Annotated in this window: 14 protein-coding genes; 7 read left to right on the top strand and 7 right to left on the bottom strand. The window is 62.4% G+C overall.

Annotated elements, in window-relative coordinates; genetic code table 11:
* Positions 1 to 143 precede the first annotated feature (143 nt).
* The 3 genes from DLM86_RS14485 (at position 144) to DLM86_RS14470 (ending at position 8,032) form a co-directional block, all read left to right on the top strand.
* Positions 144 to 2,390: a helix-turn-helix domain-containing protein gene (locus DLM86_RS14485; RefSeq protein ID WP_110840756.1), complete on the top strand. Its 2,247-nt coding sequence runs from the start codon at positions 144 to 146 to the stop codon at positions 2,388 to 2,390.
* A gap of 151 nt (positions 2,391 to 2,541) precedes the next feature.
* Positions 2,542 to 7,152, top strand: coding sequence for a polysaccharide lyase family 8 super-sandwich domain-containing protein (locus tag DLM86_RS14480; RefSeq protein WP_158289475.1), 4,611 nt, complete (start codon positions 2,542 to 2,544; stop codon positions 7,150 to 7,152).
* 196 nt (positions 7,153 to 7,348) lie between these two features.
* A complete protein-coding gene (locus DLM86_RS14470) occupies positions 7,349 to 8,032 on the top strand; it encodes a hypothetical protein (RefSeq protein ID WP_110840754.1) in 684 nt (227 codons plus the stop codon).
* Positions 8,033 to 8,098: 66 nt separating this feature from the next.
* Here the strand turns inward: DLM86_RS14470 and DLM86_RS14465 are convergent, their stop codons facing one another.
* Positions 8,099 to 9,556 (bottom strand): MDR family MFS transporter, encoded by a 1,458-nt coding sequence (locus tag DLM86_RS14465; RefSeq protein WP_110840753.1) that lies wholly within the window; start codon positions 9,554 to 9,556, stop codon positions 8,099 to 8,101.
* A 181-nt stretch (positions 9,557 to 9,737) separates the two neighbouring features.
* Here DLM86_RS14465 and DLM86_RS14460 point away from each other — a divergent pair, with 181 nt between their 5' ends.
* Positions 9,738 to 10,529: a class I SAM-dependent methyltransferase gene (locus DLM86_RS14460; RefSeq protein WP_110840752.1), complete on the top strand. Its 792-nt coding sequence runs from the start codon at positions 9,738 to 9,740 to the stop codon at positions 10,527 to 10,529.
* A gap of 83 nt (positions 10,530 to 10,612) precedes the next feature.
* Here the strand turns inward: DLM86_RS14460 and DLM86_RS14455 are convergent, their stop codons facing one another.
* The gene (locus tag DLM86_RS14455) at positions 10,613 to 11,119 is read right to left on the bottom strand and encodes an MFS transporter (RefSeq protein ID WP_158289474.1); all 507 of its coding nucleotides are present in this window, start codon (positions 11,117 to 11,119) and stop codon (positions 10,613 to 10,615) included.
* Between the two features lie 165 nt (positions 11,120 to 11,284).
* On the opposite strand from DLM86_RS14455, the gene DLM86_RS14450 reads away from it, so the two are divergent.
* Complete coding sequence (locus DLM86_RS14450) at positions 11,285 to 11,989, top strand: ArsR/SmtB family transcription factor (RefSeq protein ID WP_110840750.1); 705 nt, start codon at positions 11,285 to 11,287, stop codon at positions 11,987 to 11,989.
* A 126-nt stretch (positions 11,990 to 12,115) separates the two neighbouring features.
* Here the strand turns inward: DLM86_RS14450 and DLM86_RS14445 are convergent, their stop codons facing one another.
* The 3 genes from DLM86_RS14445 to DLM86_RS14435 all read right to left on the bottom strand — a co-directional run bounded on the left by DLM86_RS14445 (position 12,116) and on the right by DLM86_RS14435 (position 14,376).
* Positions 12,116 to 12,922, bottom strand: coding sequence for a histidinol-phosphatase (locus DLM86_RS14445; RefSeq protein ID WP_110840749.1), 807 nt, complete (start codon positions 12,920 to 12,922; stop codon positions 12,116 to 12,118).
* A 112-nt stretch (positions 12,923 to 13,034) separates the two neighbouring features.
* A complete protein-coding gene (locus DLM86_RS14440; RefSeq protein WP_110840748.1) occupies positions 13,035 to 13,937 on the bottom strand; it encodes a LysR family transcriptional regulator in 903 nt (300 codons plus the stop codon).
* A gap of 46 nt (positions 13,938 to 13,983) precedes the next feature.
* On the bottom strand, positions 13,984 to 14,376 hold the full coding sequence (locus tag DLM86_RS14435) for a VOC family protein (RefSeq protein ID WP_110840747.1): 393 nt from the start codon (positions 14,374 to 14,376) through the stop codon (positions 13,984 to 13,986).
* A gap of 277 nt (positions 14,377 to 14,653) precedes the next feature.
* Between DLM86_RS14435 and DLM86_RS14430 the strand changes: the two genes are divergently transcribed.
* Complete coding sequence (locus DLM86_RS14430) at positions 14,654 to 16,660, top strand: methyl-accepting chemotaxis protein (RefSeq protein ID WP_158289473.1); 2,007 nt, start codon at positions 14,654 to 14,656, stop codon at positions 16,658 to 16,660.
* Positions 16,661 to 16,727: 67 nt separating this feature from the next.
* Here the strand turns inward: DLM86_RS14430 and DLM86_RS14425 are convergent, their stop codons facing one another.
* Positions 16,728 to 18,275: a sensor histidine kinase gene (locus tag DLM86_RS14425; RefSeq protein WP_245954598.1), complete on the bottom strand. Its 1,548-nt coding sequence runs from the start codon at positions 18,273 to 18,275 to the stop codon at positions 16,728 to 16,730.
* Positions 18,265 to 18,960: a response regulator transcription factor gene (locus DLM86_RS14420; RefSeq protein ID WP_110841042.1), complete on the bottom strand. Its 696-nt coding sequence runs from the start codon at positions 18,958 to 18,960 to the stop codon at positions 18,265 to 18,267. The genes DLM86_RS14425 and DLM86_RS14420 overlap by 11 nt, the downstream gene beginning before the upstream one ends.
* 233 nt (positions 18,961 to 19,193) lie before the next feature.
* On the opposite strand from DLM86_RS14420, the gene DLM86_RS14415 reads away from it, so the two are divergent.
* The gene (locus tag DLM86_RS14415) at positions 19,194 to 19,802 is read left to right on the top strand and encodes a YitT family protein (RefSeq protein WP_110840745.1); all 609 of its coding nucleotides are present in this window, start codon (positions 19,194 to 19,196) and stop codon (positions 19,800 to 19,802) included.
* Positions 19,803 to 20,037 lie beyond the last annotated feature (235 nt).

Below are 20,037 nucleotides of genomic sequence, written 5' to 3'. Positions count from 1 at the left end.
CGGCCGCGCTTTGAACAGAAACCATATTTTGCGGCATGAACATTTCTTGAAATCGGCGGCGTACCCGGTTTCCGCGGGCCGGCGCTGTTGACGCTGGCCCGGGGCATAAGGAATAATAGAGTCATGATCCGGGGGGGTTGACGATGAAGAGAAACTGGTTTCGCCGCTTGCTGTTCTCGTACATGCCGGTCTTCGTTGTCATCTGCGTCACGTTGCTTTTGATCAGTTTTCAAAATATGCGCGTCTTAGCGGACCGGGCCGCCGTCCGGTCGAGCGAAAGCGTGGTGCGGAACGCGAAGCAGCTGCTCGAGCAGTCGCTTCGCAATATCGAGGAAGCGATGAACGACATGGTGCTCGTGGAGCCGAGAATCGCCGCCTACTACCATTCGGAGCGGGCGGGCCGGAGCGAGCCGGGCCCGTTGTACGACGCGGCGTTCGCCCTGCGCGAGATGCAGGATCGGCTGCCCATGGTACATTCCTTGTACTTGTACAAGCCGGAAGACGACACCGTGCTCGAGCCGGGCGGACGGAGTCCGCTGTCCGAATTTCACGATATGCCGTACATCCGCGGGAAGCTCGATTCGTACGACGGCTTCTACTGGGGAGATTTTCGCGATTGGAAGGACGATCCCTTCTCGGACCGAACAACCGGCATCGTTTCGTTGGCCAAAATCGCGGACTTGCGAAGCAAAGGGCTGCTGGTCGTCAATATCGACGTCGAAGCGCTGCGATCGATGCTGGCCCGTTCCACGGATACGTCCAGCGGATATCTCGAGCTGACGGACGCAAGCGGCCGGCGGATCGCCGGCACCGTCCCGGAGCGTCCGGAAGGGCACGACCGCAAGAGGCTGGCCGGCGAAACGATGGCCAACACGGGCTGGAGGCTGGAGGGGGGCGTTCTGCAGCCCGGCATAACCGGGTGGATCGTCCCGGCGCTGTATACGTCGATCGGGGTCGGCGTGCTCTGCATCGCCGTGGGGATCGTCTGGATCGTGTACGTCAGCCGGCGCCATTACCGGCCCGTCGAATCGCTGATCCGCCAGATCGGCTCGCTCTCGATCCAGAGAGCGCCGCTTGCTTCCGCCTCCGCCAAGGAGAAGCCGGACGAGTTTCAAAGCATCAGCCTCGCGCTCGACAGCTTGCTGGACCGCTCCAACCGGCTGAACGAGGAGAACGAAGAGAACAAACGGTTCAAGCGCGCCCATCTGTTCCAGCGGTTTGCCGAAGGACGCGTCGACCCCGAATCGGCCGAATTTCGCCGCGAATCGAAACGTCTCGGCCTCGCGATGGAAGGGCCGTGTCTCGGCACGATTTTGGAAATCGACCGTTATGCCGCCGATGTTTGCAACCGCTTTCCCGAAGCGGATCGGAGGCTGCTGAAATATGCGCTTCAAACGGCGGCGGAGGAGTCGCTGCGCTCGAGGGGGTATTCCGTCTGCTCCGATTGGCTGGCGGAGCATCGCTGCGGGGTCATCATCGGGACGGGCGATCCCGGGGCGCATTCGGCGGCGGTCGAGGAAGCGCTGGAGGCGCTTCGGGAATGGGTCGAGCGGCATTTGCCGTTTACGGTGACGATCGGCGTCGGAACGGAAGCGGACGGCTTCGCGACCGTTTCCAAATCCGTTCGATGGGCCAAGGAAGCGCTCGCCTACAAAATGACGCTGGGGCTCAACCGGGTCATTCCTTACCGGAACGTGCCGGAGAAGCTGCGCCCCGAGCTGCTCCAGGAGCTGCAAACCGTCAAGGAAATCGCCCGTCTGCTGCGAATGGGCGACCCGGGCTGGAACGACGAGACGGAACGGCTGCTCGCCTCGCTTCAGGGCGGCGGGTACGGCTCGGAACAGGTGCTGAATTTGTCGTACATGCTGCTGTTCCACGTTCAGCGCGAGCTGGCGGACGTTCCTCCGGAGCAGCTGTCGTCCTGGTTCGCGGACAGCACGCGCCTCGAGGAGTCGCTGCGGATGGCCGAGACGATGGGCGAAATCGGCGATACGATCCGGACGGTGCTGGCGGCAACGTGGGATTCGCTCGAGCAATGGCGGGAAGCGAATAAGCATTCCGGCATTCTTCAAGACATCAAAGCGTTCATCGACGAGCGCTACGCGGATCCGAACTTGTCTTTAAGCATGCTGGGAGACCGTTTCGGCCTCCATACGACGACGATCAGCCGGTTGTTCAAGGAGGAATTCGGGGTCAAGTTCGTCGATTACGTCAACGGTCGGCGGGTGCAGCAGGCGATACAGCTCATCGAGAACGACACGTTGACCGCGGGGGAGATCGCCGACCGGATCGGGTTCGCGCACCCCCAGTCGTTTATCCGTATTTTCAAAAAGCATACCGGCTACACGCCGGGCACTTATCGCAAGGAGGCGGCGACGGGCGCGGAATGAAGCGTCCGTCTTTTTGCTTGGCAAAAATTTGAGAACGGTTTCAAAAATTGTCCCTACCACCGGAAGGACGGGCTTCCTTATGATGATGGGGGGCGGACGCTCGAAACAAAAGAGGGTCCGTCCCCAATCTCATCCATCGGAGGAGGGTTCCATGAGGAACAAACGATTCGTTGCGCTTCTGCTGGCCGCTGCGCTCGCGCTCGGCTTATGGCCGGGGCAGCCGGCCGGCTTCGCCGGGGCGTCCGCTGCGGGAGCGGCGCCGGCGTCCATCGGGGAGGAAGTCCGGGAGGACGGCGTGTTCGACCGGCTGCGCTGGAAATGGCGTTATTCGTTAACGGGCGAGGACGGCTACGAGCTGCCCGTGACGGATCCGGGGCTTCAAAGCCGGATCGACGTCATTACGTCCCTGGCGCAATCCGCTTGGGAGACGATGAACAAAAGCGAGGGGCGGTCGCTGCTGTGGGACGACGCGACCCCGGCCGCCTATCCGAGCTCGGCCCACATTTACGAGACGTACAAGCGGCTGTACCGGATGGCGTTGGGCTATTCGACCAAAGGCTCGCCCTTGTACGGCGACCCGGCACTGCTGGCCGATCTGACCGAAGGCTTGGATTGGGCGTACGAGAATCAGTATAACGAGACGATGACTTGGCAAGTCAACCAGCATCATTGGGAAATCAACATCCCGACGGTGCTGGTCAATATCGCGACCTTGCTGTACGATCGGCTGACGGAGCGGCAGCTGACGAATTACATGAACGCCGTTCACCGGTTCGCGCACGACCCGACGACGTACGCCACGTCGGTCACGCCGTCCTACGGGGCCAATCGGCTGTCCGAATCGCTGCCGATCGTCGTCCGGGGCATTCTCGTGAAGGACGGGAGCCGTCTCGCCTTGGTCCGGGACCGCTTGAGCGATTACGAGGCGCTTATTTATCCTTTCGTCGATAAAGGGAACGGGTGGTACCGGGACGGCTCGTTCGTTTCCCATGACGCCCACGCCTACACGGGGACGTACGGTCTGGAGCAATACGGGAAGCTCGTCACGCTGCTGGACCTGCTCAAGGACACGCCCTGGGAAATGACGGACCCGAGGGCGGACAACGTCATGGCGTGGACGATGGACGGCTTTCTGCCTCTTGTCCATAAAGGCAGACTGATGGATATGGTCAACGGAAGGTCGATCGCGCGGCAAGGCGCAGGCGACCACGTGCAGGGCAGCCTGCTGATCGATTCGTTGATCAAGGTGATCGATTTCGCCGAGCCCGAGGAGGCCGCGATCATCAAGCGGACGATCAAGGAATGGCTCGAAGGGAAGACGGAGTACGGGTATTTCGATCGGGCGTCCATCCCCAACTACTTGAAAGTGAAAGCGCTTATGGACGACCCCGCCGTTACGGCCGCGCCGCTTGCGGTTTACCGGCAGTACGCGGGGATGGACCGGGCGGTACAGCAGCGGCCGGCCTACGCTTTCGGCCTGAGCCTGTACTCGAAGCGCATCTACGACTTCGAAACGATCGCCGGCGAGAACAAGAGGGGATGGTATACGTCGTCGGGAATGACCTACCTCTACGACGGGGATCATACCCAGTTCAACGACAACTACTGGGCGACGGTCGATATGAAACGGCTTCCCGGCATTACGGTCGATGCGGAGTACGCCCGCCCGGAAGGACAAAGCAACAAGCTCGGCACGAAGAGCTGGGTGGGCGGCGTAGAGGCGGGGGAGTACGGGGCTTCGGGGATGGAGCTGGAAAGCTACGGCACGACCTTGAAGGCGAGGAAGTCGTGGTTTGCGTTCGACAACGAGATCGTGGCGCTCGGCTCCGACATCTCGAGCGCGGATAACCGGACGATCGAGACGATCGTGGACAATCGGCGTCTGGAGCGCCACAAGCGGCAGGGACTGACGGTCGACGGCCGGCCCCAGCCGTCGAACCCCGGCTGGAGCGCCGATTTGCAGGACGTCGGCCATATCCATTTGCAGGACAAACAAGAGGGGGGCCGTTCCTCCGGCACGGGGTACGTGTTCCCGGACGGAAACGCGGCGGTCAAGGCGCTGCGCGAGGTGCGATCCGGCTCATGGCAGGACGTGTCCGCCTCGACGGATGCGACGGTGTATGACAATACCTTTTTGACGCTTTGGATCGATCACGGCAAAAATCCGAACGGGGCCGGGTATTCCTACATTTTGCTGCCGGAGCGGACGGAGGAGCAGACGGCGGCGTACGCGGAGAAGCCGGACGTCACGATTCTCGAACGGAACGAGTACGTCCACGCCGTCCGGGACAATAAGCTGAACGTGACGGCCGCCTTGTTCTGGCAGGACGTCAAGCGGACGGTCGGCGATTTGATAACGGCGGATAAAAAGGCCGCGGTCGCCGTCAAGGAAACGGCGGAGGAGCTCGATATTTCGGTATCCGATCCGACGCAGGAGAACAAAGGAATCATCGAAGTGGACGTCAACCGGGCCGCGGTCGGGGTCGTATCGGCCGATCCGTCCGTCAAGGTGCTGCGCCTCGCCCCGACGGTCCGGCTGGCGGTCCAAACCGACGGGACCGGAGGGCGGACGCAGCGCGTCAAGCTGAGCCTGCGCGACGACGGAGCCTACACGGCGCTGCCGATCCCGCCGATCGCCGACGCGTCGGTGCATGGCGCGGTGTACGATGCGGTGTACGGTCCGGCGAATTTCGGCTTCGCCACGACGATGACGGTCGTGGATACGCCGGACGCCGCCAAAACGAAACGGGCGTACGTGACGTTCGACTTGGGCTCCGTCGCTTCCGTCGACCGCGCGGTGCTGCAAGTGCGTACGTCCAGCGCTTCGGGGAAAGCGGCGACGTTGACCGTCGCGGGCGCCGGCAGCGGCTGGGACGAAGCGTCGATTGGGCCCCACAACGCGCCGCCGACGCTGACCGGGATATTGGATACCGTCGCGGTCAACGGCATGGAGCGGGAATACGAGCTGGACGTCACCGATTATATCCGCGGCCGATTGGCGGAACGGCAAGCGACGCTCGTCCTGTCGGGAACGGACTACGAGGGCCTGCCGATGCCGATACATACGCGGGAGCATTCGTACGGCGGGCCCCGGCTGATCGTCCGGGGAACGTTCGCGGACGGCGCGCCGGTCGAAACGATCGTCCCGACTTACGGGGACGGACTTCGGACGGCGTACCGGGCCGATTTCGACGCGGCTCCTCCGGGCGGCGCTCCGGCGGGCTGGCACATTGCCGGGACGGGCGCGCAGGCGGCCGTTACCGAACGGGCGGGGGCCATGAACGACCGGGAGGCGAGGCTGACGGGCGGGGCGTCGGGGATGGAGGCGACCGCTTCGTTCGAGCCGCAGACGGGAGTCGTTCAGGCCGAGTTCCGCGTGAGGGCGAATCAGCCGGGCGTTCCGCTCGACGTCAAGCTCAAGCCGAACGCAAGTGCCGCGCCGGTGTTGACCCTCTCCTTCGCGAGCGGCGGGCGGATGACCGCTACCGACGGAGCCACGGTCCGTTCGTTGGGCGGTTATGCGCCGAATATCGACTACAAGATCAAAATCGTCGTGGATACGGCCGGCCGCAATTACGACGTCTACGTGGACGAAGTCCGGAAAGGGATGCGGCTCGGGCTCCGGCAAAACGCCGCGTCCGTCGGCGCGCTGTCTTGGTCCGTCTCCGGTGCGGGCTCGTTCGAAATCGACGACGTCGAAGTCGGGCGGCTCGAAGCCCGTCCGCCGGCCTGGACGGACGACGACCTTCTTCGCGACGACGACCCGGACTCGTCGCTTCCGACCTACACCGTAAGCGACAGCTTCAACGAGCCGGGGGCGGTCCCGCAAGGATGGTCCGTCGTCAGCTCGGGCGGGCCGGTCATCGTGGCCGACGTGCCGAATGCGACGAACCGCAGCTTGGAAATGACGAAGCAGTCGTCCGTTCAATCTTCGGCTCTGCGCACGTTCAATCAACGGACCGGCACGGTCGTCGTCGATTACTGGTATCGTACCGACCATAAGGTAACGACCGGGGCCCCGTATGTACGGGACGCCGGTAACCGGGAAGTGAGCTCCGTCTTGTTCAGCGCCAACGGGAACATACAAGCGTTCGACGGTGCGACCGCCAAAAACTTGATGCCGTACGAAACCGGGAAATGGTATCATATTCAGCTGATTTTGGATACGGTTGCCAAGAAGACGGATATCCTCATCAACGGCAACACGTACGCGACCGGCTTCGCCTTCCGCAATGCGGCCGCATCCGGCATAGCCAAGCTGATGTTTTTCAGCAATGCGGCGGCGGGCACGGTCCGGATCGACAACGTCGTCGTCACGTCGGAGGAGGATCGCGATAACGGGCCGAATCCGGCGACGCTGCCCCGTTTGCGGCTCGAGACGCCGGACGCGGCGGCGCCGGGACAGACGTTCCGGGCGGACATGCGGCTGGAGAGCGCGGGATACGCCGTGAACGTCGAGCGGATTCAAGTGACGTACGATTCCGATATTTTCTCCTTCGAAGGCTTGGAGGGCGGCGACCCGTCCGCCGAATATGCCGTCGACTCCGCCGTACCGGGGCAATTGTCGGTCACTTGGACCAAGGGAGGAAGCGGCCGACCGCCGGGCTTGACGTTCCGGGCGAAGCCGGCGGACGGTGAGACGCAAGGCGTCATTCGGCTGCATGCGGCGGATCTGTATGCGACGGACGCGCGGGCGCTGATCGTCGCTCCGGCCGACAGTCGTATCGTTGACGTGGCTGCGCCCGGTACCGGTACGCCGTAATCCGCAACGACCGGCGGTTGCCCTAGGGGCGACCGCCGGCGGCTCGTTCCGCAACCCGCTCCATTCGATTGCGTATTAAGCGTAACGGGTTTTAGGAGCAGAGGAGCGGGGGGGGGGGGGGGGGGGGGGGGGGGGGGGGGGGGGGGGGGGGGGGGGGGGGGGGGGGGGGGGGGGGGGGGGGCGGAGGATGCGGCATATGCGATGGCCCGGCGTGTGGAAAGGCGGTTTGCTGCTGCTGGTCGCGGCGGCGATCGCCGTATGGGCGGTCCCGTATTACTCGACGAACGTATTTTACTTGGACTCGCACAAGTTCAAGAAGGAAAGCGAGGACGGAAACACGACCGAGTATCGGTCGGGGACCGGCCGGATCGCGACCGTTACCGCCTATGCCGATCGCAAGGAAGTCCGGATCGGCGAAGAGACGTACGCGGTACGGCCCGAGCATCGGGAGGACGGGCGGCCGTCCTTCTCCGTCCGCTATCCGAGCGGCAAATCGGTTCGGGTGGAGCGTCAATCCGACATGCTCCTGGCTTACGACGAGCTCGGGGAATGGGTGCCGCAAACGGCGGTTTACGTTGGCGACCGGCGTGTACTTTCCCCCGGGGAAGAACGGTATCATCCGGCGGAGCTGGTCCGGGCGGCGTATGAGGAGTATCACGCGGCGAACGGGCATGTCGGCTATTTCCTGATGTCCGTCGCGCTGTTCGTGTACGGGTGGTGCGCTTATCGGTACGAAGCGTTTCGGACATTTCTGTTTCATGCGACGTACCGGTTCTGGGTGAAGGACCCCGAGCCGAGCGAGATGTATACGACGATGTCCATTGCCGGGGCTTGGGCGGTCATGGCGGTTGCGGTCTGGCTTTGGCTTCAATCGTTGTAAAAGCGAATAACGAACAACATCCCGCCCTCGCGATGGAGAGCGGGATGTTTGGCGTACGCCGCCGGTTTATTGCGCCGGCGTCTTCGTCCGCTTGATGAACAGCGCCAGGACGAGCGCGACGACGGCGAAGCCGAAGCCGTACAGAAACGCGTTGTGGACGCCGGCTACCGTCGCTTCGGCCAGCTGGGCCGGCGAAGCGGGGGCGGTCGACGACTCCAGGAAGCGCCGCTGCCCAGAGGACATGATGCCGATGAAGAAGGCGACGCCGATCGCGCCGGCCACCTGCTGCAGCGTGTTCAGGATGGCCGTGCCGTGCGGATAATACCGCGGCGGCAGCTGGTTCAGACCGTTCGTCTGGGTCGGCATCATGATCATCGAGATCGCGACCATCATGCAGATGTGCAGGATGAGAAATTCGACCTTGGACGTATGGATGTCGACCCGCGTGAAAAACCACATCAGGACGAGCAGAAAGGCGGCGCCGGGAATGACGAGCGCCCGCGGGCCGAACTTGTCGAACAGCTTTCCCGTCAGCGGGGAGATGAGCCCGTTCAGCAAGCTGCCCGGCAGCATGAGCAGGCCCGAGGCGAACACGGTCATGCCGAGCGCGCCCTGGAACAGAAACGGCAGCAGCGCCATCGTCGAGAACAGCGTCATCATCATGATGATGAGCAAAATCGCGGTCAGCGTGAACATCGGGAAGCGGAACGCCCGGATGTCCATGAGCGGCTCCTTCACCCGCAGCTGCCGGAGCACGAAGAGCAGCAGCGCGACCGCCCCGACGATAATCGTCCCGTACACCTCCGGGCTCGACCAGCCGCCGTGGCCTTCGCCCGTGCTGCTGAAGCCGTACACGATGCCGCCGAATCCGAGCGTGGACAAGACGATGGAGATGACGTCCACCTTCGGCTTGGTCGGCTGCGATACGTTCTTCAAGTAAATGGACGCGAACACGATGGAGAACAGGGCGAACGGCAGCACCATGTAGAACAGCCAACGCCATTGCAGCGACTCGAGAATAAGACCGGACAGCGTCGGCCCGATCGCCGGGGCGAACATGATGACGAGCCCGATGCTCCCCATCGCCGCACCCCGCTTCTCCGGCGGGTACAGGACGAGAATGGTGTTCATCATGACCGGCAGCATCAGTCCGGTGCCCGCCGCCTGGAGCAGCCGGCCGGCGAGCAGAAACCCGAATTCGGGGGCGGTGCCGCAGACAAGCGTTCCGATGGAGAACAGCGTCATCGCGCCAAGAAACATTTGCCGAGTCGTGAACCATTGCACGAGCAGCGCGGAAGCGGGGACGAGCACGCCGACGACGAGCATGTAGCCGGTCGCGAGCCATTGCAGCGTCGGAGCCGATACGTTCAGCTCGATCATCAGCTCGGGGAAGGCGATATTCAGCAGCGTTTCGTTCAATATCGAGAAAAACGCGCCAATAATAAGCGAGATCAAAATCGGCAGCCTCTTGACGTTCCCCAAGTCAAAAGGTGCCGAAGCGGCACTGGCGCCTGCGGTATTCACTATTTTTTTCCTCCTTAGATGGATATCTAGGCCATTATAGAGTACGCGGACAGGGGGTTGCAATCGTTATAATCAAAAATTCCGTTAACGTTTTGCAAACGGTTGTCGCGTCGGACGCCCGCTTCTTGTACAATAGAGTACCGTCATTAGACAAACGAACGGAAAGGGGACGGATGAAACGATGGGCGAATGGAAGGAACGCACCGGGGAATCGAAAGCAAGGTGGGAGGCGATCGCGCCGTTCTGGGACGAGTACATGGGAGAGTCGAGCAACCGGTTCCACCGCGAAATCGTCCGTCCCGCGACGGAGCGGCTGCTCGCGGTGCGCGAAGGGTGGACCGTTCTCGATATCGGCTGCGGCAACGGGAACTTTTCCCGGCGGCTGGCCGATCTCGGCGCGACCGTCACCGCCTTCGATTACAGCGCCAACATGATCGAGCGCGCCCGGGCCCGATCGGCCGCGTACGGTGAAGCGATCGACTACCGGGTGGCGGACGCCACCGACGGCGAGGCGCTGCTTGCGCTCGGCGCGGACCGGTACGACGGCGCCGTCGCGAACATGGCGCTGATGGACATCGCCGACGTCACGCCTCTGGCGAAGGCGCTGGCCGTTTTGCTCAAAACCGGCGCACCGTTCGTCTTCTCGATTCCGCACCCGTGCTTTCAACCGCCCCGCATGCGCAAGGTGCACGAGACGGAAGACGCGGACGGGGCGATCGTTACGAGAAGCGCGGTCCAAATCGCCAGCTATTTGACGCCGGAATATTTCCCCTCGATCGGCATCCGGGGCCAGCCCGTCCCCCATTACATTTTTCACCGGCCGTTGTCGTATTATACGAATCTCTTGTTCGATCGCGGCTTCGCCATGGACGGAATGGAAGAGCCGAGCTTCGCCAAGGACGAGCGCGCGGGCGAGCGGTTCGACTGGTACGACATTCCGCCCGCGGTCGTCCTGCGGTTTCGGAAACGATAGGGCGGCCGGTTATACCGAACGTACGTTCCGTTGTGAAGTCCGCCTGCGGTCCGCCCGGACCGCGATGGCCGGGACGGCGAGCGTCAGATGGACGACGTACGGCAGCACGGTCGGCCATGGGGCGTACTGGACGAGGACGCCCGCGAGCATCGGTCCGATCGCCGTGCCGACCGTGGGGCGACGGCGGCGACGAGCGCGGCCGTCCTGCGTTCGCCGCGCGGATGAAGCTCGGTCAGCGCCGCGGTCGCCGCTCCGCTGACGATGCCGACGGCCAGCCCTTGCACGGCCCGGGCCGCGAGCAGCCCCGTCACGTCGCGCGCAAGCGCGAAGAGGACCGAGCCGGCGAACGCCGCGAGCAGCCCGGGGACGAGCGCCGCTTTCCGGCCGAACCGGTCGGACAGCCGCCCGAACACGAGCAGGGTCGGGACGATCGCCAGCGCATACACGGCGAAGACGAGCGTCAGCAGGCCGGACGAAAATCCCCAAGCCTCCTTATACACGCCGTAAAGCGGCGAAGGGATATTCGAGCCGGCCAGGACGACGAGCAGCGCGTAGCCGACCGACCAGAAGGGTACTTCGTTTCGTTTCATGAATGATTCCGCCTTTCCGCATTCGAGGATGACATACTTCGTTTCCCATCGAACCGTCGATGTAGTACGATGGAGTCGTTCAAGCCCAAGATCCGTATCCATCATAAAGGCGTACGTGTTCGATGTGCGTCGAAGTATTCCATTCCTTCGAAGGAGGTGCCCGACATGCAGGCCAACCCCGATTTGGCGGAGATCGCCTCGCTGATCGGCGACTCGTCCCGTTCCGCCATGCTGATGCGCCTGTTCGGCGGCGAAGCGCTGCCGGCCGGCGAGCTGGCCCGGGCGGCGCGCATCTCGCCCCAGACGGCCAGCTCCCATCTCGCGAAGCTGGTCGAAGGCGGGCTGCTCGTGCAGGAGACGTACGGCCGGCATCGGTATTACCGGCTGGCCGGCGCGGAGGTGGCGCACGCGCTCGAGGCGCTGTGCACGATCGCGCCGCGGAAGCCGATCCGCTCGCTGCGGGAATCGGATCGGTCGAGGGCGCTTCGGTACGCCCGAACGTGCTACGATCATATTGCGGGTGAAGTGGGAGTCGCGCTGACGGCCAAGCTGCTCGAGCTTGGCTGCATCGAGGAGGTGGAGGAGGACGGGAGAAGCTACGCGCTGACACCGGCCGGAGCCGCGCGGCTCGAGCGGTTCGGCGTGCCGGCGGACGAATGGAAGCGGAAGCGGGGGCGCCGCCGGTTCGCGCGGCCTTGTCTGGACTGGAGCGAGCGGCGGCACCATTTGGCCGGAAGCCTCGGCGCGGCGCTGACCGCCCGGCTGTTCGCCCTCGGCTGGCTCGAGCGCATTCCCGGGGGGCGGGCCGTGCGCGTCACGGAAGCCGGTGTCGACGGCTTTCGGAGCGAATTTTCCATCGACCTTCGCTAAAATCCGGACAAAAAAAGGACCCTGTCAACGGGACGGGGTCCTAAAGGTATATTATAAAAAGGGGGTCATGTCTGTAAGTATACCCGCCCAATATGTTGGGACGGTAACGGGAATATTTCATTTGTGTTACAGTTCGACGGGGACGCGCGCCTTTTGCCGGAAAAACACCCATTCCTTGTAGCCGATCTCCTTCAGGCGGCGCTTCACCTGCTCGAACTCGTCGCCGACCCGGCTCGGGACGTGGGCGTCGGAGCCGAACGTGACCGAGACGCCGTAATGGAGCGCCCGCTCTAGAATGTCGTCGGACGGATACCAGCCGCCGCAATCCTTCGTCTTGCCGGACGTATTGATCTCGATCGCCATGCCGTTCTCGCCGATGACGCGCAGCGTATGCTCGACGGCGTCCGTCTCGATCGCCGAAAACTCCGGATAGTACCCCTTCATCGCGTCGATGTGGCCGAGAATTTGGAACATGCCGCTTTCCGCGGACTGGCGGATGAGGTCGTAGTAAATTTCCTTCTGCCGCACTTTCTCCGCATTCGACAGCCCCTTCCACCGCTTCCGGTTGAAAATGCTGACGCCTTCGGTTTTATGAACCGAGCCGATGATGTAATCGAACGGATATTGCTCGTACACGCCGCGGTACAAGTCGGCATGCTCCGGGAAAAAGTCCGATTCGACGCCGAGCAGCACCTCGATCCGGTCCTTGTATTCCTCCTTCAGCTTCAGCACCTCCGCGACGTACGACGCGAAGTCGCTTTTCGCCATGGCGATGCCGGGCCACGGCTGATCCTCCCGGTCGCCGAAATACGGCGAATGGTCCGAGATGCCGATCGCCTGTAGCCCCTGCTCGATCGCCGACTCGATATAATCGCGGATGACGCCTTCCGCATGTCCGCATCGGTCATGGTGGGTGTGCAGATCGAATTTCATGTTGCGCCTCCTGACAAGTTCGCGAAATCGCAATCCATGGACGGGCCGAACGTCCCGTTTCCAGTGTATCCAATCGTTTCGCCCTTCACTCGGGCGGCGTGACCGGGTGCGCTTATTCGGAGCCGATGAAGTTCGTCTCCGGCATCCCTTTCAAATCCCGCAAAAACTGCTGCATCGCCGAGCTCATATATTTCCCCGCCTTCGTAATGACGCCGATCGGGTGGGTCAGCTCCAGCTCGTTCACCTGAATCATCTTGAGCGTGCCGAGACGAAGCTCGCTCGCGATCGACATTTTCGAGATGATGGCCGCCCCGAGATTGAGCTCGACCATCCGCTTCACTTCTTCGCTGCTGGACAGCTCCATGACGATCGGCGGCTCGATCTTGTAGTTCTGGAACACTTGATCGGCGAACCGTCTGCCCGCCGTTTCCGGGGACAGCATGATGAACGGAATGTCCTTCAGCGCGTCGACGGTCGTATGGGAATGCTTCGCGAGCGGGTGGCTCGGGGAGACGACAAGCTCGAACGTGTCGTAATACAAAATCGACGTCTCGAGTCCGGGATGCTTCTCGAACAAGTAGCCGATGCCGATGTCGAGCGTGCCGTTCTCCACGCTGGCCATAATTTGCGAAGACGTCATCGAATGGATCGTCGTTTTGATCAGAGGATATTGGTTCTGGAAATACGAGAGCACCCTCGGCAAAATTTGCATCGCGATCGACGTCGTCGTGCCGAGATGGATATGGCCTTGCGGCGTCTGGTTCAAATCGTCGAGACGCTGCTTCAAGTCCTCGACCGTTTGCAAAATGCGCTCCGCATGCTCGAGGAAGATGACGCCGCTGTCCGTGAGCGTCACCGGCTGATTGCGGTCGACCAGCACCGTCTTGAATTCTTCCTCGAGGCTTTTGATTTGCGCGGATACGGCGGGCTGGGTCAGGTTGAGCATTTCGCCCGCCTTCCGGAAGCTCATCGTCTTGGAGATGGCGATCAGCGTCTCCAACTGGTTGATGTTCACGGTTCGTCCTCCCCTCGTACCGGCTGCAAGGCGTTACGAAAACGCCTTACTTCGCGGGAGGCTCGAACAGCTCCAGCCATTCGCCGTCCGGACCGTAAAAAAACCGGTAACGGGCGCCGTTCGGCAGGGTCGTAATCGCCGGATCGATAAACGTGACGCCGAGCTTCTCGATGCGCGCGATTTCCGACTCCAGATCGTCCACGGTAAAGGCGATATGGTGCACTTTGCCTTCCGCCGGCAGTCCGCCGTTGTAGCCTTCGACCAGCTCGACCTGCGTTTCGTTCGCGCCGGGGGCGCCCATGAACGCGAGCTTGATCGCCTCGTCCGGATGTCCGATCGTCCCTTGCAGCTCCAAGCCCAGCACATCCCGGTAAAAGGCGATCGACGCCTCCATATTGCTGACCATTACGCCTACGTGCTCGATTTTGCGTACCGCCATGTCGGTTCCTCCTATCCGCTTGACCGCGGGAAAAATGATGGGCCTCACGTTCCGTCCCTGCATCTCTATCATTGTACCTTTAACGTCCCGGAAGGGAAAGTCCCGTCGGGAAATCCGTTCCGGCTCCCGGCATGGCGGGCGCGTCCGGCAGAATGCATTTTTTTTGCATCGAATAGCCCGATCTAGGTCTATCGTCCCGGAAATGCGCCGTGGTATAATGGCCGTTGTGGTAATCCGAACCAATATTCGACAACATTCTGCAACGGGGGCTGACGGCATGGGAAACATGCGCTCGATCAAGTATAAGATCATTTGGCCGATTCTGATCGTGATCGCGCTCGTCACGGCGGCGATGGCGTGGGTCATTTACGGGGAAACGGCGGCAAGCGTCGAGCGAAAAGGGTACACGACGCTCGAGGCGGCCAAAATCGGCGTCGAAAACGCGCTGTATGCGCGGAAGACGGCCGAGGACGTCATGGAGAAGGAGATGATCGGGCAGGCGGTGCTCGTCTCCTATATGGCGGAGAAAGGCTTGAGCTTCGATCAGGTAACCGCGTTGGCGAAACGGGCGGGCATCGACGACATCTGGTTGACCGACGCCAAAGGGAGCACGGTGCTGACGACGGCCGGCCCCGACGTCAAGTTCAACTTCGCGGCCGATCCGAAGCAGCAGGCGTACGAATTTATGGGACTGATCGACGGCGGCAAGACGACGGTCGTCCAGCCGGCCCAGCCCCGGACAGTCGATCCGAAGGTGTACAAGTACGTCGGGGTGAGCGGCTGGTCGGCGCCCCGGATCGTGCAGGTCGGCCGGGACGGCGCGAAGCTGACCGAGCTGGAGAGCCGGATCGGCGCCAAGCCGCTCATCGAGCAGCTGAAGCGTGACGTCGGCGGCGACGTGCTGTTCGCGGCGATCGTCGACGCGAACGGGAAGCCGGCGTTCGCAAGCGACGAGACGTTGACGGAGCTGGACGCGGCGGTCGCCGGCTTCGTGACGTCCGGCCTGCAGGCGAAGGAGAACCGGACGTTCTCCTCGACGTTCGGCGGAAGCCGGGTGACGTATTACGCGTCTCCGCTCAGCAGCGGGCAAAGTCTGCTGCTCGCCATGTCGACGGGCGTGCTGGATCGGATACTGTGGACGACGGTCGTCTCGGTGCTGCTCGCTTGCCTCGTCAGCGGCGGCGTGCTGTTCTACGTCGTCAACCGCCAATTCCGCAGGCTGGACGGGCTGAAGCTGGCGATGGACGAGCTGAGTCAAGGCGAAGGCGACTTGACCCGCCGTCTGCCGGTCGCGTCCCGGGACGAAATCGGCGAGCTGTCCGCCGCGATGAACCGGTTCATCGAGAAAATCCGCGCGATCGTCACCGAGGTGAAAGGGACGACCGGGACCGGAAAGCGGGAAGCCGACGACATCGACCGGCTCTCCGGCCAGACGAAGGACATCGCCCGCGAAATGAACGCGACGATGGAGCAGGTCGCGGCCGCGGCCGGCCGTCAAGCGGAGGAGGCGGAGCGGGGGATGGGCGGCGTGCACGAGCTGGCCGGCCTCCTCGACGGGTACCGCGAGCGGACGTCGGAGCTCGACGACAGCAACCGGCGCCTCCAGCACACCGAACGGATCGGCACCGAGGCGGTCGGCGCGCTGCTGGCGGCGATCGCCGACAATGTCCGCATCGTCGGCGAAGCGGGCCGCAGCCTCGACCAGCTGCGCGGCGACATCGAGGCCGTCGCCGACATGGCCGAGGCGATTACGGCCATTTCGCAGCAGACGGGGCTGCTCGCGCTGAACGCGTCGATCGAGGCGGCGCGGGCGGGCGAGCACGGCCAAGGGTTCGCCGTCGTCGCGTCGGAGGTGCGGAAGCTGGCGGATCAGGCAAGCGCGTCCGCCGAGCGAATCCGCGAGCTGCTCGACAACGTGACGCGTTCGGCCGGCGACACCGGCAAGGCGATGGGCGGCGCGATCCGGCTGGCGCAGGAGCAGGAGCGTTCCGCCGCGACGACGTCCGAGGCGTTCGAGGCGATGCGGCGCACGCTCGAGCGGATGAACGAGCTGATCGGGCAGCTCGCCGGCGGCATGTCGCAGCTGGAGGAGAAGAAAAACGGCATCGTCTCGATGATCGAAGCCGTGTCGGCCGCCTCCGAGGAAACGGCCGCGGGAGCCGAGGAAATTCTCGCGAGCGTCGACTCGCAGCTGAAGAAGTTCGAGGATATGAACGAAAAAGCCCGCACGTTGAACCGGCATATGAGCCGGCTGCAGGACGAGGTGAATTTGTTCAAGGTGTAGGAGCGGGACGTTCGCGAACGTCCGTCCGTGCAGACGAAAAAGGCGGTCCCCTTGACGGGACCGCCTTTTATACGGCCAGCTTCAGCCGTACCCAGAACCGGATTTCGTCGCCTTCGCATTCGGCCCATATGTCTCCGCCATGGTAGTCGATGATGCTCTTCGCGATGGCGAGGCCGAGACCGGAGCCGCCCGTCTCCGAGGAGCGGGACGGATCGACGCGGTAGAACCGGTCGAACAGCCGGTCGACCTCCTCCTGCGTCAGCGGGGTGCCGTTGTTGCTGATGCGCACCTTGACGTATTCCGCTTCGCGGAACAGCAGCACCCGGATCGTTCCCGGCTTGCGGCTGTATTTGACCGCGTTCGTGAGCAGGTTGTCGAAGACGCGGATCATTTTGTCGGCGTCGACGTTCACCCTCAGCTTCTCCGGCGGAAACGCGCGGACGACGCTCAAGTCGTTCTCCTCGGCGTAGCTGACCATCTCCTCGAGCAGCTGCTCGAGGAGCTCGTTGATGCAGACGGTGCCGAGCTTCAGCGTATCGCCCTTGTTGGACAGCTTCGTATATTCGAACAGATCGTCGATCAAGCTCTTCAGCTTCTCGGATTTGCTGTAGGCGATATTGAGGTACGACTCGGCCTGCTGCTCGGACTCGAAGTTTTTGTCCTTGAGCAGACGCAAGTAGCCCATGATGAGCGTCAGCGGCGTTCGCAGGTCGTGGGACACGTTCGTGATCAGCTCGTTTTTCGTCGCCTCGGCCCGGCGCTCCTCCTCGAGCGTCTGCTGCAGCTCCGCGGTCATCAGGTTGATGCTGTCGGCCAGCGAGCCGAGCTCGTCCCGGCTGCTTGCGTGGACGCGGTAATGGAGGTTGCCTTTCGCGATTTCGCGGAGCCCGCTCGCCAGTCCTTCGATCATTTTCATCTTGCGCTTCGTCATCCAGAAGAACAGGAAGATGAAAGCGACGACGGCGAGCAGCGTCGGCATCGGGCTCGTGCCGCCCTTCATGTAGACGATGTCGGGGTTCGGCATGCCGGAGACGACGAGATACGCCTTCTTCTCGTTCAGATCGATCGGATAAAAGCTGGAATATTCCTGATTCTGGTAGCGGCGGTCGTTGATGCGGACGTCCATCGCGTTGCGGATGATGCCGTGCAGGTCGACTTGGCTTTCCGTGGCGTTGCCCGACTTGAACAGCACCTTGCCGTCGAGGTCGAGGACGAGAATTTTGAGCGTCGGGTTCCACTGGCTGTACCGGTCGATGACGGCGGTGACGCGCTGCTCCGGCGTCACGACCGGGACGGCCGCGTTCGGGCTGCGGCCCGTCTGGACTTTCTCGATCATTTCGTTGCCGATGTCGTTCAGGATCGACCGGGCGCGCGTGTCGATCTCGTGCACGCCCGACGAATAATCGATGACCGGGTACTGGTTCGCATTGGCGAACAGCGGGGCGGTCAAGCCGCGGACGAGCAGCGCCGCCAGCAGGCAGCAGACGAACGTGAGGATCAGCTGCAGCCGGATGCTCGATTCGAAATGCTTCCGGCCGAAGACGTAGACGTCGCGGACGAAGCCGAGCAGGACGGAGAGCCAGCGGAGCGGATTGAAAATCGATCTACTTTTCAATTTTATAGCCGACCCCCCATACGGTCTTGATGTATTTCGGCTGCCGCGGCGTCGTCTCCAGCTTCTCGCGGATTTTGCGGATATGGACCATGACCGTATTGTCCGACTCGTAAAACGTCTCGTTCCAGACCGATTCGTAAATTTTCTCGATGCTGAACACGATGCCGCGATTGCGGGCGAGCAGCTCCAGAATGGCGAACTCCCGCGGCGTCAGCTTCACCTCGCGGCCTTCGACCCGGACTTCGTGCGTCGCCGTATTGATGACGAGATCCTCGATCTCGATCTCCTCCTCGAGCCGGGGGACGGCGACGTTCAGCCGCTTGTACCGGCGAAGCTGGGATTTGACCCGGGCGACGAGCTCGAGCGGATTGAACGGCTTCGTCATGTAATCGTCCGCTCCGGTGCTGAGCCCCATAATTTTGTCCATGTCCTGGCTTTTGGCCGAGAGCATGATGATCGGCATGTTTTTCTCCTCGCGGATTTTCATGCACGCCTGAATGCCGTCCATGCGCGGCATCATGATATCGAGGATGATCAGATCGACCTCGGTCGTCTTCAGCACGTCGAGCGCTTCGACGCCGTTGGAGGCGCGGAGCAGCACGAAGCCTTCGTTTTTCAAATAAATTTCGAGCAAATCCAAAATATCCTTCTCGTCGTCGACCAGGAGAATGGTCTCCTGTGCCATAGCCATCGTCTCCCATAACTCGTATCGTCCGTTATTCGGCTTGCCGGCGCGCCCCGGCGGGAGCGCCTCCGTCCACACCAGCATACCATAGCGCGGCGCTTCCCCGCATGCCCCGGTTCCCGCTTCACGTTGTGCTCATTATAGTCGCCATTTCTTAAGAAACATCGGACGATGTTCTTAATTCTTTCTTAAACCCATATACTGGCAGGGACAAGGCTTGGGGAGGGGTACGGGTGCAACTGCTGCTGCGAAGCGCCGCCGTGTTGATCGGCAGCGCCCTGTTGGCGTTCGGCGTGAACGCGTTTTTGGCTCCGTATCGGATTATCGACGGCGGCTTTATCGGAATCGGACTGCTGGTGAACTATCATTTCGGGCTGTACCCGGGGCTAACCGTACTTCTTGTCAGCGCGCCAGTTTTTGCCGGCGTGTTTTTTGTTGACCGACCGCTGCTCATGAGCAGCCTGCACGGCTTGCTCGTGACGTCGGTGCTGATCGACCTGTTCGCCCCGGCGGCCGGCTGGTTCCGCTTCGGCATGCCGATCCATGCGGTGGCGGGAGGGTGGCTGATCGGGATGGGCGTCGGCATCATGCTGGCGTACCGGTCGAACTCCGGCGGCACGGATCTGCTCGGCCAAATCGTCCATGACCGGACCGGCATTCCGGCGGAGTATACGATCCTCCTGCTCGACGCGGCCGTGCTTCTGGCGGGGCTGTCGGTCATCGGCTGGACGCGCACGCTGTTCTCGTTTGTTACGATCGTCACGGTGTTCGTCGCCACCCACCGTTACTCCGGGCGCAAACTATTGGGACGGGAGATCTACTTTTTCGCGAAAAAAAATTGACGAAACCGGGACTTTCGGATTCGCCGGGAAGCGACACGGAATCGGGGATTTACAACATTTTCACATGCGCGGGGGGCGGACCGGCCGTACACCGCCTATATACAGGCCTTCGAAACTCGAGTATAATGGAAAAAAAAGTCCTTCCAATCATGGCTTTTTCCGGGACCGGCACCGCCGCCGAGGCGATTTTTGTCGGTCCGGAACCGGAAGACGAGCCGCTTGTCGCCGTACGGCG

Origin of the sequence: Paenibacillus flagellatus (assembly GCF_003217775.1) — a bacterium.
GTDB lineage: Bacteria > Bacillota > Bacilli > Paenibacillales > NBRC-103111 > Paenibacillus_AB > Paenibacillus_AB flagellatus.
The sequence above is the reverse complement of the archived record's forward strand: the minus strand, read 5'-3'. Positions and strand labels throughout refer to the sequence as shown.